Below are 14,544 nucleotides of genomic sequence, written 5' to 3'. Positions count from 1 at the left end.
GGAAAGTAGATGTCTCAAATTGAAAGAATCAAGCAGGCTATTATGGCGGATCCACAGAATGTCGACTATACAGAGCGTGGCATTGAGCCTCTCTTTGCAGCGCCAAAGACTGCTCGCATCAATATCATCGGTCAAGCGCCTGGTCTTAAAACCCAAGAAGCAGGCCTTTACTGGAAGGACAAAAGTGGCGATCGTTTGCGGGACTGGCTAGGTGTGGATGAAGATACCTTTTACAACTCAGGTTATTTTGCTGTTCTGCCTATGGATTTCTACTTTCCAGGGCATGGCAAGTCAGGTGATTTACCACCTCGAGCAGGGTTTGCCGAAAAATGGCATCCACAGCTCTTGCAAGAATTACCAGATATTCAATTGACCCTCTTGATTGGACAATATGCCCAGGCTTACTATTTAAAGGAGAAAGTCAGTGGCAAGGTGACAGAACGGGTAAAACATTACCAGAACTATCTGCCAACCTATTTTCCACTGGTACACCCCTCACCGCGAAATCAAATCTGGATGGCCAAAAATCCTTGGTTTGAGTCAGAAGTGGTGCCAGATTTGAAAAAAAGAATTAAAACCATTTTATAGTCAATGAAAATCAAAGAGCAAACTAGGAAGCTAGCCGCAGGCTGCTCAAAGTACAGCTTTGAGGTTGTGGATAGAACTGACGAAGTCAGTAACCATACCTACGGTAAGGCGACGCTGACATGGTTTGAATTTGATTTTCGAAGAGTATTAGGAGAAAAAGAATGAAAGAAATAACCTTTGACGCATTTTACCAGCTTTACCAAAATGACCAACTTTCTCTAGTGGACGTGAGAGAAGTGGAGGAGTTTGAAGCTCTTCATTTAGAAGGTGCTCAGAATCTTCCTCTGAGTCAATTAGCTGATACGTATGATCAATTGGACAAGGATCAGTTACATTATGTTATTTGTAAATCTGGAATGAGATCGGCGCGTGCTTGCCAATTCTTATCAGAACAAGGTTATGAGGTTATCAATGTCCAAGGTGGAATGATGACTTTTGAAGAACTGTAAACAGTAGAATTTTCTCCTACTTGGTTTGGACTAGGTAGGAGAATGTTATTTTTAGACAATTCTCATTTTTAAGAATCTTGAAAACATTCAATATTTACTTCGTGAAGCTTTTTTCATGCTCCTATTCATGATATACTAGGTCAGTATTTTATAAATATGAAGGAGATTTTCATGGCTAAAAAAGGTGCCTTAACAGGTTTACTCCTGTTTGGAATATTTTTTGGTGCGGGGAACTTGATTTTTCCGCCTTCTCTAGGTGCTCTATCTGGAGAACATTTTCTTCCTGCCATCGCAGGTTTTGTCTTTTCAGGTGTCGGTATCGCCGTCTTGACTCTTATTATTGGAACGCTAAATCCTAAAGGATATATTTACGAGATTTCAACAAAGATAGCGCCTTGGTTTGCGACTCTTTACCTCTCAGTTCTTTACTTGTCAATCGGTCCATTCTTTGCTATCCCACGTACAGCTACAACAGCTTATGAAGTCGGGATTAGCCCCCTTTTGTCGGATGCTAATAAAGGTCTTGGATTGATTGTCTTTACGGTTCTGTATTTTGCGGCAGCCTATTTGATTTCGCTTAATCCATCAAAAATCTTGGACCGTATCGGTCGTATTTTAACGCCAGTCTTTGCGATTTTGATTGTCATCTTGGTTGTACTAGGAGCTTTCAAATACGGTGGAACAAGTCCTCAAGCTGCTTCAGCTGCTTATCAAGCTTCTGCTTTTGGTACAGGTTTCTTAGAAGGTTACAATACCTTGGATGCCCTTGCCTCAGTTGCCTTTAGTGTAATCGCAGTTCAAACCTTGAAACAACTTGGATTTTCAAGTAAGAAAGAATACATTTCAACTATTTGGGTTGTTGGTATCGTTGTAGCCCTTGCTTTCAGCGCTCTTTACATCGGTTTAGGTTTCCTTGGAAATCATTTCCCAGTACCAGCTGAAGCGATGAAGGGTGGAACACCAGGTGTTTACATCTTGTCACAAGCCACTCAAGAAATCTTTGGCTCAACAGCTCAACTCTTCCTTGCAGCTATGGTTACCGTAACCTGCTTCACAACAACAGTTGGTTTGATTGTGTCAACAGCTGAGTTCTTTAATGAGCGTTTCCCACAAATCAGCTACAAGGTTTATGCGACAGCCTTTACTTTGATTGGATTTGCCATTGCTAATTTGGGTCTTGATGCGATTATCAAGTACTCCATTCCTGTACTGGTTATCTTGTACCCAATCACGATTGCTATCGTTATGATTGTCATTGTCAACAAATTTGTTGCCCTTTCAAAACCAGGTATGCAGTTGACAATTGCTGTGGTTACAGCTATTGCTATTGCAAGCGTACTAGGAAGCTCGTTTAAGGTTGAGTTTCTTGCAAACCTTGTCAACGCTCTTCCTTTTGCAAAGGCATCACTCCCATGGTTAGTACCAGCTATTGTCGGAATCTTGCTCTCATTGGTTCTACCAAACAAGCAAGAAAGCGATGTTTTTGAAATGGAATAATCACTAAAATCACTTTTGTAGCCAAGTCTACAGGAGTGATTTTCTTTTTTTATCCGATGATAAATGTGTTATAATAGGTAGCAAAAGAGGTGAAGAAATGAATCAGACTATAAACTATATCAAAGAACTGACAGCCATCGCATCGCCAACAGGCTTCACTCGTGAGATTTCGGACTATTTAGTAAAGACTCTAGAAGGCTTCGGTTACCAACCGATTCGCACAGCCAAGGGCGGTGTCAATGTAACTATCAAAGGTCAAAATGATGAACAACAACGCTATGTGACTGCCCATGTGGATACGCTGGGTGCTATTGTTCGCGCTGTCAAACCAGACGGCCGTCTCAAACTGGATCGTATCGGTGGTTTTCCTTGGAACATGATCGAAGGTGAGAACTGTATCGTTCATGTGGCTAGCACAGGTGAAAAAGTATCAGGAACCATCCTTATCCACCAGACTTCTTGCCATGTCTACAAGGATGCGGGGACTGCAGAACGCACCCAGGACAATATGGAAGTGCGTTTGGACGCAAAAGTAACCAATGAAAAAGAAACTCGTGCTCTTGGCATTGAGGTCGGTGATTTTATCAGCTTTGACCCACGAACTATCGTGACAGAGACAGGTTTTATCAAGTCTCGTCATTTGGACGATAAGGTCAGCGCAGCGATTTTGCTCAATCTCCTTCGCATTTATAAGGAAGAGAAGATTGAATTGCCAGTAACAACCCATTTTGCTTTTTCAGTCTTTGAAGAAGTGGGACATGGGGCTAACTCTAATATTCCTGCTCAGGTAGTAGAATATCTGGCTGTGGATATGGGAGCTATGGGGGATGATCAGCAAACAGACGAATATACAGTATCTATCTGTGTCAAGGATGCTTCTGGACCTTATCACTATGACTTCCGTCAACATTTAGTGGCCTTGGCTAAAGAGCAAGATATTCCATTTAAACTGGATATCTATCCATTTTATGGTTCGGACGCTTCAGCAGCTATGTCTGCAGGGGCAGAAGTCAAACACGCCCTTCTCGGTGCTGGTATCGAGTCTAGTCATTCTTATGAACGTACTCATATTGACTCGGTGGTTGCAACAGAGCGTATGGTCGATACTTACCTTAAGAGCAATTTGGTAGACTAATATGTGCCTGATTTGCCAGAGAATTGAGCTCATTAAGAAGGATGAAAATCCTTATTTTGTCAAAGAGTTGGAAACAGGCTATCTTGTGATTGGAGATTACCAGTATTTTGCAGGCTATAGTCTCTTTCTAGCCAAGGAACATGTCACCGAATTGCATCATTTAGAGAAGGAAACTAGAATCCGTTTTCTAGAGGAAATGAGTTTGGTCCAAGAGGCGGTTGCTAAGGCCTTTGCTGCTGAGAAAATGAATATCGAACTGCTAGGAAATGGTGATGCTCATCTTCACTGGCATTTTTTTCCTAGACGAAGAGGTGATATGAATGGTCACGGTCTCAAGGGGCGTGGGCCAGTTTGGTGGGTTCCCTTTGAAGAAATGACAGCAGAAACCTGCCAAGCAAAATCGGATGAGATTAAAAGATTAGTCGAACGTTTATCGTCAGAACTAGATAAATTATTGGAAATAAAGGAGTAGAAATGAAAAAAAGATACCTTGTCTTGACAGCCTTGCTAGCCTTGAGTCTAGCAGCTTGTTCACAAGAAAAAGCAAAAAATGAAGATGGAGCAGCTAAGACAGAACAAACAGCCAAAGTTGATGGAACAGTCGGAAATAAGTCTCAAGAAGCCACCCAGAAAAAAGCAGAAGTGGTTAACAAAGGTGACTACTATAGTATCCAAGGGAAATACGATGAAATTATCGTAGCAAATAAACACTATCCATTATCGAAAGACTACAATCCAGGGGAAAATCCAACAGCCAAGGCTGAGTTGGTCAAACTCATCAAAGCGATGCAAGAGGCAGGCTTCCCAATTAGTGATCAATACAGTGGTTTTAGAAGTTACGAGACTCAGACTAACCTCTATCAAGATTATGTCAATAAAGATGGAAAGGCTGCAGCTGACCGTTACTCTGCCCGTCCTGGCTATAGCGAGCACCAGACAGGCTTGGCCTTTGATGTGATTGGGACAAATGGTGATTTGGTGACAGAAGAAAAAGCGGCCCAATGGCTCTTGGACCATGCGGCTGATTATGGTTTTGTTGTCCGTTATCTTAAAGGTAAGGAAAAGGAAACAGGCTATATGGCTGAGGAATGGCACCTTCGTTATGTCGGAAAAGAGGCTAAAGAGATTGCAGCTAGTGGCCTCAGTTTGGAAGAGTATTTCGGCTTTGAAGGTGGAGATTACGTCGATTAAAAAATAAACTTTTCTCTTGCAATTCCAGATAAATAGTGTATAATAGATGAGTATGTGTAAAGCATACTTGTGGGAGGTAAAAATCTTTAATTACCGCCAAAACCACAAAGGAGGATTTAAAAATGGCTAAAAAAGTCGAAAAACTTGTAAAATTGCAAATCCCTGCTGGTAAAGCTACACCAGCTCCACCGGTTGGACCTGCTCTTGGTCAAGCTGGTATCAACATCATGGGATTCACAAAAGAGTTCAACGCTCGTACAGCTGACCAAGCTGGTATGATCATTCCAGTTGTTATCTCAGTTTACGAAGATAAATCATTTACTTTCATCACTAAAACACCACCAGCTGCTGTTCTTTTGAAAAAAGCTGCAGGTGTTGAAAAAGGATCAGGTACACCTAACAAAACTAAAGTTGCTACAGTTACTCGTGCACAAGTACAAGAAATTGCAGAAACTAAGATGCCAGATTTGAACGCAGCAAACGTAGAGTCTGCAATGCGTATGATCGAAGGTACTGCTCGTTCTATGGGATTCACTGTTGTTGACTAATCAATAACACGGTAGAAAATCTCACAGCAGTCTATTAGTTGCTTTTCATACTAGGCAAGTGACTGATGCTTGTACTTGAGTACAGCAAGGGAGCTTAACGAAGTAGGAAAAGGAAAATAATAGACTGAAAACCCGCAAGACTTCATCATTTCGAGAAGTGACGTGGGAGATGAAAATCGATTGAACCACTTACAAGGAGAATAGAAAATGGCTAAAAAAAGCAAACAACTTCGTGCTGCTCTTGAGAAAATCGACAGCACAAAAGCATACAGCGTAGAAGAAGCTGTAGCACTTGCAAAAGAAACTAACTTTGCAAAATTTGACGCAACTGTAGAAGTTGCTTACAACTTGAACATCGACGTTAAAAAAGCTGACCAACAAATCCGTGGAGCAATGGTATTGCCAAACGGTACTGGTAAAACTTCACGCGTTCTTGTTTTCGCACGTGGTGCAAAAGCTGAAGAAGCAAAGGCTGCTGGTGCAGACTTTGTTGGTGAAGATGACCTTGTTGCTAAAATCAACGACGGTTGGTTGGACTTCGACGTAGTTATTGCTACACCTGACATGATGGCTCTTGTTGGACGTCTTGGACGTGTCCTTGGACCACGTAACTTGATGCCAAACCCTAAAACTGGTACTGTAACAATGGATGTTGCTAAAGCAGTTGAAGAGTCTAAAGGTGGTAAAATCACTTACCGTGCTGACCGTGCAGGTAACGTTCAAGCAATCATTGGTAAAGTATCATTTGAAGCTGAAAAATTGGTTGAAAACTTCAAAGCTTTCAACGAAACAATCCAAAAAGCAAAACCAGCTACAGCTAAAGGAACTTACGTAACAAACTTGACTATCACAACTACTCAAGGTGTTGGTATCAAAGTTGACGTAAACTCACTTTAATCAGTAGTTTATATCAGAGAACGAGTACGAAAGTACTCGTTTTTTTAGGTGCGACGAACATTCCGTTCATCTGAGGTGTAAATCCTCTGCGGGGATCATATACTAGTAAACCCAAAAGTGATTCCCAAGTCTAACTATTGTGAGTAGCTGATCGAACGGAATTAGGATAGACTGTTTAAGTCTGACGTTGGAAATAAGAATCGGCAGAGAAAGAGATAGAGAAATCTTGGCTCTATGAATAGGCACGTGATAGTAAAGCGTATATAGCGGATAAGGAGGCCAGCAACTCTAAAGTACAAATATGTTATCGTAACCTATATGCGTAAACTACATGAGCAATTGAATTAGAACTAGAGAGGTGATTAATGGATTCATGCTATAGTCATGGCAGCTTGTATGCTTTTGATTCTAGTTTATCAAATAATAGATTAGAATTGTCAGACAATATCATTTTATGTTATAATGAAGAAAAAACAGAGGTGTTCAAATGTCAGAAGCAGGTCATAAGTTTTTAGCAAAACTGGGGAAAAAACGCTTACGTCCAGGTGGAAAACGTGCCACAGATTGGTTAATTGCGGAAGGAGGATTTTCAAAAGAAAAGAGAATATTAGAGGTTGCGTGTAATAGGGGAACTACAGCAATTGAGTTGGCACAGTGTTTTGGTTGTAAGATAACTGCTGTTGATATGGATGGACAAGCCTTAGAAGTGGCTAAAAAATCTGCTGAAACGGCAGGTGTTGCTAATTTAATCAGTTTTGAAAGTGCTAATGCAATGAAACTTCCTTATGAAGATGCTAGTTTTGATATTGTTATAAATGAAGCTATGCTGACTATGCAAGCCGATCAAGCTAAGAAAAAATGTGTAATGGAGTATTTAAGGGTTTTAAAACCTGAAGGTCTTCTCTTGACACATGATGTGCTTCTTAAGGAAGCTAAAGAGTCTGTCAGACAGGAACTGTCACAAGCAATTCATGTAAATGTAGGTCCTTTAAGTCAAGATGGTTGGGAACAGGTGATGATAGAATCAGGTTATCGTGATGTGAAAGTATTGACTGGTGAAATGACATTAATGAAATTATCGGGTATGATTTATGACGAAGGTTGGCTAGGAACCTTGAAAATTTGTGTAAATGCTTGTAAAAAGGAGAATAGAAAGCAGTTTTTAACTATGTATAAAATGTTCGATAAGAATAAAAAAAACTTGGGCTTTATTGCGATGGCTAGTCATAAATCGTCAAATCGTTAGATAATCATTGATGTTAACTTTTCCTTTCTTCTTTCTTAAAAAATATGCTATAATAGAGAGTAAAAACTTTGAAAGAAAGAAAAAGATGAATTTAAAAGATTATATTGCAACAATTGAAAATTATCCAAAGGAAGGGATTACCTTCCGTGATATCAGTCCTTTGATGGCTGATGGGAATGCTTACAGCTATGCTGTTCGTGAAATCGTTCAGTATGCGACTGACAAGAAAATTGACATGATTGTAGGTCCTGAAGCTCGTGGTTTTATCGTGGGCTGTCCAGTTGCCTTTGAGTTGGGAATTGGTTTTGCACCTGTTCGTAAACCAGGTAAATTGCCACGCGAAGTTATTTCTGCTGACTACGAAAAAGAATACGGTGTTGATACCTTGACTATGCATGCTGATGCCATCAAGCCAGGTCAACGTGTTCTTATTGTGGATGACCTCTTGGCAACAGGTGGAACTGTTAAGGCAACCATCGAGATGATTGAAAAACTTGGTGGTGTTGTAGCAGGTTGTGCCTTCCTTGTTGAATTGGATGAATTGAACGGTCGTGAAAAAATCGGTGACTACGATTACAAAGTTCTTATGCATTATTAATGAAAAACAGTCCCTAGGGCTGTTTTCTCTACATTAGGATATAAAAATAGACTATATCTAGTTAGAGAAAAACTATAATTGAAAACTATATCTTCTTGCAGTATAATAAAAGGACTAGATGTTTGAGATTTAGTTTCATACTCAATGAAAATCAAAGAGCAAACTAGGAAACTAGCCGCAGGCTGTACTTGAGTACAGCAAGGCAACGTTGACGAGGTTTGAAGAGATTTTCGAAGAGTTTCAAACATATGCAATGATTCCTGAAAAGTACAGTTAGGAGAGGGTTATGCCGATTCGAATTGATAAAAAATTGCCAGCTGTTGAGATTTTACGGACAGAGAATATCTTTGTCATGGATGATCAACGTGCGGCCCACCAAGATATCCGTCCCTTGAAGATTTTAATTTTAAATCTCATGCCACAAAAAATGGTCACAGAGACCCAGTTGTTGCGCCATTTGGCCAATACGCCCCTGCAACTGGATATTGATTTTCTCTATATGGAGAGTCACCGTTCTAAAACAACTCGTTCAGAGCACATGGAGACCTTTTATAAAACTTTTCCTGAAGTCAAGGATGAGTATTTTGATGGGATGATTATCACAGGTGCTCCAGTTGAGCATTTACCATTTGAGGAAGTGGACTATTGGGAGGAATTCAGTCAGGTAATCGAGTGGTCCAAGACCCATGTCTATTCGACTCTTCATATCTGTTGGGGGGCTCAGGCTGGTCTTTATTTGCGCTATGGGGTGGAAAAATACCAGATGGACAGTAAGTTATCAGGTATTTATCCTCAGGATACTTTAAAGGAAGGTCATCTTCTCTTTAGAGGCTTTGACGATAGCTATGTATCCCCTCATTCTCGGCACACGGAGATTTCTAAGGAAGAAATCTTAAACAAAACCAATCTTGAAATTTTATCAGAAGGACCTCAGGTTGGAGTTTCTATTTTGGCCAGTCGTGATTTGCGAGAAATTTATAGTTTTGGGCATTTGGAATATGACCGTGATACCTTGGCAAAAGAGTATTTTAGGGACCGTGATGCAGGTTTAGACCCACATATTCCAGAAAATTACTTTAAGGATGATGATGTCAACCAGACACCTTGTCTTTGTTGGTCTTCATCAGCAGCCCTCTTTTTCAGTAACTGGGTGAATTATGCGGTCTATCAGGAGACGCCTTTTGACTGGAGAAAAATAGAAGATGATGCATCTGCATTTGGGTATTTATAAGAGGAATTATGACATATTTAGACGCTTTTAAATCAGGGAACTTGGTTTTACCAAGTGCCCTGCTCTTGCATTTTAAGGAACTCTTTCCTTCCAGCGACGATTTTCTGGTCTGGCAATTTTTCTATTTGCAAAATACGACAGGTTTGGATGAAATGTCGCCAAGCCAGATTGCTGAAAGGATTGGCAAGGAAATTTCGGATGTCAATCAGGCTATTTCCAATCTGACGGAGAGGGGACTGCTTCAGTATCGAACCATCGAATTAAATGGTGAAATTGAATTGCTTTTTGATGCTAGTTTGGCTTTGGAACGTTTGGATAATTTGCTTGGAGCCGCTCATTCGAGTTCAGACCAGTTGACATCTCAAAATCAACTCAAGGATTTGGTGGAAACCTTCCAACAGGAGTTGGGGCGCTTGTTGACGCCTTTTGAGATTGAGGATTTGACCAAGACACTAAAGGAAGATGGAACCAGTGCTGACTTGATTAAGGAAGCTCTTCGTGAAGCGGTTTTGAATGGAAAACCAAACTGGAAGTACATTCAGGCGATTTTAAGAAACTGGCGCCATGAAGGCATCAAAAGTGTGGCTCAAGTGGAGGCTAAACGAGCAGATAGAGAAGCAAGCAATCCTCAGTTGACACAGGTATCTGCAGATTTCAGAAATGCTATGGATCTCTGGAAGGATTAATCCATGTAAGCAGGCTTGAAATCCGAGTAAGATTTGCAAGCTGTGTATAATTGTGATAAAATAAATAGAAAATAAATTGAAAAAAGAGGTATGTGAAATGTCACGTAAACCATTTATCGCTGGTAACTGGAAAATGAACAAAAATCCAGAAGAAGCTAAAGCATTTGTTGAAGCAGTTGCATCAAAACTTCCTTCATCAGATCTTGTTGAAGCAGGTATCGCGGCTCCAGCTCTTGATTTGACAACTGTTCTTGCTGCTGCAAAAGGCTCAAACCTTAAAGTTGCTGCTCAAAACTGCTACTTTGAAAATGCAGGTGCTTTCACTGGTGAAACAAGCCCACAAGTTTTGAAAGAAATCGGTACAGACTACGTTGTTATCGGTCACTCAGAACGCCGTGACTACTTCCATGAAACTGACGAAGACATCAACAAAAAAGCAAAAGCAATCTTTGCAAACGGTATGCTTCCAATCATCTGTTGTGGTGAGTCACTTGAAACTTACGAAGCTGGTAAAGCTGCTGAGTTTGTAGGTGCTCAAGTATCGGCTGCATTGGCTGGATTGACTGCTGAACAAGTTGCTGCATCAGTTATCGCTTATGAGCCAATCTGGGCTATCGGTACTGGTAAATCAGCTTCACAAGACGACGCACAAAAAATGTGTAAAGTTGTTCGTGACGTTGTAGCTGCTGACTTCGGTCAAGAAGTTGCAGACAAAGTTCGTGTTCAATACGGTGGTTCTGTTAAACCTGAAAACGTTGCTTCATACATGGCTTGCCCAGACGTTGACGGTGCCCTTGTTGGTGGTGCGTCACTTGAAGCTGAAAGCTTCTTGGCATTGCTTGATTTTGTAAAATAATCGACTCTTTATCAACATTATTGGGTTGAAGAAAAGCTAAAATCGAGAAAGGACAAATATCGTCCTTTCTTTTTTGCTATTAAAGCGGCTAATATAGACCATTTTATTCGAACTCTTCCTGGTGGTTACAATATAGAGATGAATCAAGAGTCAAGAAATATTTCCCTCGGGCACAAACAACTGTTGACCATCGCGCGTGCTCTCCTAGACAATTCTAAAATTCTTATTTTGAGTGAAGCGACTTCCTCTGTTGACACCTGTTTGGAACTCTTGATTCAAAAAGCTATGAAACGCTTGATGAAAGGAAGGACTAGCCTTGTCATCGCCCGCTGTCTCTAGATCATTCAAGAAGCAAATGAGATTCTCGTTCTTAAGGATGGACAGATTATTGAGTAGGGAAATCACGAAAGTGTACTCCAAGCAAAAGGCTTCTATTATGAACTTTACCAAAGCCAATTTTCAAGTAAATCTGATAAAGTGAGCTAATCAGAACTAACTAAACTTTTCTTAAATTATCAGTCTATTGCAACTTTTCTCATGTGAGTCATTTGGCTTGCTATTGGTTTTCCTTAGTAGTATACTAAGGTAGTAATCATTAAGAAGTGGTTACAAATAATAATGAATGAGGTAAAATAAAATGGTAGAATTGAAAAAAGAAGCAGTAAAAGACGTAACATCATTAACAAAAGCAGCGCCAGTAGCATTGGCAAAAACAAAGGAAGTCTTGAACCAAGCTGTTGCTGATTTATACGTAGCCCACGTTGCCTTGCACCAAGTGCACTGGTACATGCGTGGTCGTGGTTTCCTTGTATGGCATCCAAAAATGGATGAGTATATGGAAGCTCTTGATGGCCAATTGGATGAAATCAGCGAACGTTTGATCACACTTGGGGGAAGCCCATTCTCTACTTTGACAGAATTCCTTCAAAATAGTGAAATCGAAGAAGAAGCTGGTGAATACCGTAATGTTGAAGAAAGCTTGGAACGTGTGCTTGCTATCTACCGTTACTTGTCAGAACTCTTCCAAAAAGGTTTGGATGTCACTGATGAAGAGGGTGATGATGTGACAAACGGTATCTTCTCAGATGCTAAAACTGAAACTGATAAAACAATCTGGATGCTTGCCGCAGAACTTGGACAAGCACCAGGTTTGTAAGATAAATTCATCCCTTTCTATCATGAGTTTCTGTATCACTACTCATGATAAACTATCTTTTAAAAATCATGTAGCAGACAAAGTTACATGATTTTTTCTTTGCTTCTCCGGCGACTCATTTGTCAAAATGCTGATTTTAAGGTATAATAGTTGCTGTTCGAGAAATTTTGATTTTCAAAGAATAGTGAATGATGATAAGGAGAAACCATGAACAACCTACCAAATTGCCCAAAATGTAACTCAGAGTATGTCTACGAAGACGGTGCCCTACTTGTTTGCCCAGAGTGTGCTTATGAGTGGAATCCTGCTGAAGTTGCAGATGTAGAAGAGGGCCTTGTTGCTATCGATGCCAACGGGAATAAATTGGCTGACGGTGATACTGTAACCCTCATCAAGGATTTGAAAGTAAAAGGTGCGCCAAAAGATTTGAAACAAGGGACGCGCGTGAAAAATATCCGCATCGTAGAAGGCGACCACAATATCGACTGTAAAATCGATGGTTTCGGTGCCATGAAACTCAAATCAGAGTTTGTGAAGAAAATTTAAGCATGTCAAAGAACTACAAACTTACATTTTATAGCCGTATCTTCTTGTTTCTAGCGGCTTTTACGGGAGTTTATCTTGAAATCGCCAAGCATGGTGGCTTTGGGATGCTTCTCTACTATACGGTTCTGTCCAACCTTTTAGTCGCGATTTTTACGCTCTATCTCCTAAAGGTTATGAGCCGTTTAGGTGAAGACTGGCAAAGACCAAGTTTTTTGCGCTTAAAAGGTGGAGTCACCATGAGTATCATGATTACCTGTGTGATTTACCATTTCCTATTAGCGCCTATTGCGACTAATTTCTATACCCTAGAAAATTTCCTTTGCCACTATATCGTTCCCCTCTGGTTTTTAGCAGATACCCTCTTTTTTGACAAACAGGGTCAATACAAGATTTGGGATCCAGTTGTGTGGACGATTTTACCCTTGCTTTATATGATTTTTGCTCTTTTTAATGGCTTGGTACTGAAACTTGATGTTCCTAATTCTAAGGTCAGTCCCTTCCCTTACTTCTTTTTGAATGTGAACAAGGGGTGGGATGTCGTGTTCAAGTGGTGTCTGATTATCTTTGTTGCCTATATGGTGGCAGGATTTATCTTCTACTTTATCAAGCAAATCAAGAGAAAGTCATCCTAAGATACAAGGGATTCATTTTCGAGTTTAAGAAGGAGTCTGTACACCAAAGAGACTTCTTCTTTTCTTGCTTGTTTGATAACTATCAAAAAAGTAGAAGATTGAGAGAAATATAGAAAGAAATTTCATGAAACAATTTTTAGAACGGGCCAGTATTTTGGCTCTCTCCCTCGTTTTGATTACATCCTTTTCCATCTCGAGTGCCCTGCCAGCTATGTTTGACTATTATCAAGGCTACCCTAAGGAACAAATTGAGCTCTTGGCGAGCTTGCCTTCCTTCGGGATCATGATTATGTTACTACTAAATGGCATCTTAGAAAAAATATTTCCTGAGCGCTTACAGATTAGTTTGGGCTTGCTGATTTTATCACTGAGTGGAACAGCACCCTTTTGGTATCAAGCCTATCCCTTTGTCTTTGGAACACGGATTCTTTTTGGTTTGGGTGTAGGGATGATTAATGCCAAGGCCATTTCCATTATTAGTGAACGCTATCAAGGAAAAACGCGAATTCAGATGTTAGGGCTACGCGGTTCTGCAGAGGTTGTTGGGGCTTCTCTCATCACCTTGGCAGTCGGTCAGTTGTTGGCCTTTGGTTGGACAGCTACTTTCTTAGCTTATAGTGCTGGATTTTTGGTGTTGACCCTTTATTTGCTCTTTGTCCCTTATGGAAAAGAAAAGAAAGAAGTCAAGAAAAAAACAAAGGAAGCAAGTCGCTTAACTCAGGAAATGAAGGGCTTGATTTTTATCCTAGCTATTGAAGCGGCAGTTGTAGTTTGTACCAATACGGCTATTACTATTCGTATTCCAAGTTTGATGGTGGAAAGAGGACTTGGAGATGCCCAGTTATCTAGTTTTGTTCTTAGTGTCATGCAGTTGATCGGGATTGTGGCTGGTGTTAGTTTTTCTTTCTTGATTTCTATCTTTAAAGAGAAATTGCTCCTATGGTCAGGTATTACCTTTGGCTTAGGGCAAATTGTGATTGCCCTGTCTCCATCCTTGTGGGTGGTAGTGGCAGGAAGCATTCTTGCTGGTTTTGCCTACAGTGTAGCCTTGACGACGGTCTTTCAACTGGTCTCTGAACGAATTCCAGCTAAACTCCTCAATCAAGCAACTTCATTTGCAGTTTTAGGCTGTAGTTTCGGAGCCTTTACGACCCCATTTGTTCTAGGTGCGATTGGCTTACTAACTCACAATGGGATGTTGGTCTTTGCTATCTTAGGATTTTGGTTAATTGTAACCTCTATCTTTGTCATGTACCTACTTCAAAAGAGAGCTTAGGATTGGTTTCCT

The 14,544-nt window shown here is 40.4% G+C and carries 17 protein-coding genes and 1 pseudogene; all 18 read left to right on the top strand.

The genetic code is table 11. From position 1 onward, the window contains the following. The first annotated feature begins 9 nt into the window (after nt 1-9). Entirely contained in the window at nt 10-588 is a 579-nt protein-coding gene (locus O3616_RS08850; protein WP_371638661.1) for a uracil-DNA glycosylase family protein, read from the top strand. 161 nt (nt 589-749) lie between these two features. Next, nucleotides 750-1,037 (top strand): rhodanese-like domain-containing protein, encoded by a 288-nt coding sequence (locus O3616_RS08845; protein ID WP_070478540.1) that lies wholly within the window; start codon nt 750-752, stop codon nt 1,035-1,037. A gap of 171 nt (nt 1,038-1,208) precedes the next feature. Then, nucleotides 1,209-2,534 carry a branched-chain amino acid transport system II carrier protein gene (gene brnQ, locus O3616_RS08840; RefSeq protein ID WP_001074581.1) on the top strand — a complete coding sequence of 442 codons (1,326 nt, stop codon included), beginning with the start codon at nt 1,209-1,211 and terminating at the stop codon, nt 2,532-2,534. 97 nt (nt 2,535-2,631) lie between these two features. Further along, the gene (locus tag O3616_RS08835) at nt 2,632-3,669 is read left to right on the top strand and encodes a M42 family metallopeptidase (protein ID WP_371638660.1); all 1,038 of its coding nucleotides are present in this window, start codon (nt 2,632-2,634) and stop codon (nt 3,667-3,669) included. Between the two features lies 1 nt (nt 3,670). Further along, nucleotides 3,671-4,141 (top strand): HIT family protein, encoded by a 471-nt coding sequence (locus O3616_RS08830; protein ID WP_371638659.1) that lies wholly within the window; start codon nt 3,671-3,673, stop codon nt 4,139-4,141. A gap of 2 nt (nt 4,142-4,143) precedes the next feature. Beyond that, a complete protein-coding gene (gene ldcB, locus O3616_RS08825) occupies nt 4,144-4,860 on the top strand; it encodes an LD-carboxypeptidase LdcB/DacB (protein ID WP_020902091.1) in 717 nt (238 codons plus the stop codon). Nucleotides 4,861-4,982: 122 nt separating this feature from the next. Beyond that, nucleotides 4,983-5,408, top strand: coding sequence for a 50S ribosomal protein L11 (gene rplK, locus O3616_RS08820; RefSeq protein WP_001085807.1), 426 nt, complete (start codon nt 4,983-4,985; stop codon nt 5,406-5,408). A 207-nt stretch (nt 5,409-5,615) separates the two neighbouring features. Beyond that, on the top strand, nt 5,616-6,305 hold the full coding sequence (gene rplA, locus O3616_RS08815) for a 50S ribosomal protein L1 (RefSeq protein WP_001085675.1): 690 nt from the start codon (nt 5,616-5,618) through the stop codon (nt 6,303-6,305). A gap of 487 nt (nt 6,306-6,792) precedes the next feature. Then, nucleotides 6,793-7,551 carry a class I SAM-dependent methyltransferase gene (locus tag O3616_RS08810; protein ID WP_371638658.1) on the top strand — a complete coding sequence of 253 codons (759 nt, stop codon included), beginning with the start codon at nt 6,793-6,795 and terminating at the stop codon, nt 7,549-7,551. Nucleotides 7,552-7,636: 85 nt separating this feature from the next. Continuing rightward, on the top strand, nt 7,637-8,149 hold the full coding sequence (locus O3616_RS08805; protein WP_001049318.1) for an adenine phosphoribosyltransferase: 513 nt from the start codon (nt 7,637-7,639) through the stop codon (nt 8,147-8,149). Nucleotides 8,150-8,435: 286 nt separating this feature from the next. Continuing rightward, nucleotides 8,436-9,380, top strand: a complete 945-nt coding sequence (gene metA, locus O3616_RS08800; protein ID WP_049492384.1) for a homoserine O-succinyltransferase — start codon at nt 8,436-8,438, stop codon at nt 9,378-9,380. A gap of 8 nt (nt 9,381-9,388) precedes the next feature. Then, nucleotides 9,389-10,066: a DnaD domain protein gene (locus O3616_RS08795; RefSeq protein WP_371638657.1), complete on the top strand. Its 678-nt coding sequence runs from the start codon at nt 9,389-9,391 to the stop codon at nt 10,064-10,066. Nucleotides 10,067-10,163: 97 nt separating this feature from the next. Further along, nucleotides 10,164-10,922: a triose-phosphate isomerase gene (gene tpiA, locus O3616_RS08790; protein ID WP_000087893.1), complete on the top strand. Its 759-nt coding sequence runs from the start codon at nt 10,164-10,166 to the stop codon at nt 10,920-10,922. 33 nt (nt 10,923-10,955) lie between these two features. Continuing rightward, a pseudogene (locus O3616_RS08785) lies at nt 10,956-11,408 on the top strand (ATP-binding cassette domain-containing protein); the annotation flags it as partial. 151 nt (nt 11,409-11,559) lie between these two features. Then, nucleotides 11,560-12,078 carry a DNA starvation/stationary phase protection protein gene (locus O3616_RS08780; protein ID WP_004237560.1) on the top strand — a complete coding sequence of 173 codons (519 nt, stop codon included), beginning with the start codon at nt 11,560-11,562 and terminating at the stop codon, nt 12,076-12,078. 207 nt (nt 12,079-12,285) lie between these two features. Further along, nucleotides 12,286-12,624, top strand: coding sequence for a zinc ribbon domain-containing protein YjdM (locus O3616_RS08775; protein WP_001061596.1), 339 nt, complete (start codon nt 12,286-12,288; stop codon nt 12,622-12,624). Between the two features lie 2 nt (nt 12,625-12,626). After that, entirely contained in the window at nt 12,627-13,256 is a 630-nt protein-coding gene (locus O3616_RS08770) for a Pr6Pr family membrane protein (protein WP_371638656.1), read from the top strand. Between the two features lie 124 nt (nt 13,257-13,380). Beyond that, entirely contained in the window at nt 13,381-14,532 is a 1,152-nt protein-coding gene (locus tag O3616_RS08765) for an MFS transporter (protein ID WP_371638655.1), read from the top strand. The last annotated feature ends 12 nt before the right edge of the window (nt 14,533-14,544 follow it).

Origin of the sequence: Streptococcus sp. 27098_8_86 (assembly GCF_041432595.1) — a bacterium.
Lineage (GTDB): Bacteria > Bacillota > Bacilli > Lactobacillales > Streptococcaceae > Streptococcus > Streptococcus pneumoniae_F.
Note: the sequence above shows the minus strand (reverse complement) of the source record. Positions and strands in the feature narration are given on the sequence as shown.

Coding starts and splice junctions, on each gene's coding strand:
- O3616_RS08850 (WP_371638661.1), top strand. CDS start 10: ATGTCTCAAATTGAAAGAATCAAGCAGGCTATTATGGCGGATCCACAG.
- O3616_RS08845 (WP_070478540.1), top strand. CDS start 750: ATGAAAGAAATAACCTTTGACGCATTTTACCAGCTTTACCAAAATGAC.
- brnQ (WP_001074581.1), top strand. CDS start 1,209: ATGGCTAAAAAAGGTGCCTTAACAGGTTTACTCCTGTTTGGAATATTT.
- O3616_RS08835 (WP_371638660.1), top strand. CDS start 2,632: ATGAATCAGACTATAAACTATATCAAAGAACTGACAGCCATCGCATCG.
- O3616_RS08830 (WP_371638659.1), top strand. CDS start 3,671: ATGTGCCTGATTTGCCAGAGAATTGAGCTCATTAAGAAGGATGAAAAT.
- ldcB (WP_020902091.1), top strand. CDS start 4,144: ATGAAAAAAAGATACCTTGTCTTGACAGCCTTGCTAGCCTTGAGTCTA.
- rplK (WP_001085807.1), top strand. CDS start 4,983: ATGGCTAAAAAAGTCGAAAAACTTGTAAAATTGCAAATCCCTGCTGGT.
- rplA (WP_001085675.1), top strand. CDS start 5,616: ATGGCTAAAAAAAGCAAACAACTTCGTGCTGCTCTTGAGAAAATCGAC.
- O3616_RS08810 (WP_371638658.1), top strand. CDS start 6,793: ATGTCAGAAGCAGGTCATAAGTTTTTAGCAAAACTGGGGAAAAAACGC.
- O3616_RS08805 (WP_001049318.1), top strand. CDS start 7,637: ATGAATTTAAAAGATTATATTGCAACAATTGAAAATTATCCAAAGGAA.
- metA (WP_049492384.1), top strand. CDS start 8,436: ATGCCGATTCGAATTGATAAAAAATTGCCAGCTGTTGAGATTTTACGG.
- O3616_RS08795 (WP_371638657.1), top strand. CDS start 9,389: ATGACATATTTAGACGCTTTTAAATCAGGGAACTTGGTTTTACCAAGT.
- tpiA (WP_000087893.1), top strand. CDS start 10,164: ATGTCACGTAAACCATTTATCGCTGGTAACTGGAAAATGAACAAAAAT.
- O3616_RS08780 (WP_004237560.1), top strand. CDS start 11,560: ATGGTAGAATTGAAAAAAGAAGCAGTAAAAGACGTAACATCATTAACA.
- O3616_RS08775 (WP_001061596.1), top strand. CDS start 12,286: ATGAACAACCTACCAAATTGCCCAAAATGTAACTCAGAGTATGTCTAC.
- O3616_RS08770 (WP_371638656.1), top strand. CDS start 12,627: ATGTCAAAGAACTACAAACTTACATTTTATAGCCGTATCTTCTTGTTT.
- O3616_RS08765 (WP_371638655.1), top strand. CDS start 13,381: ATGAAACAATTTTTAGAACGGGCCAGTATTTTGGCTCTCTCCCTCGTT.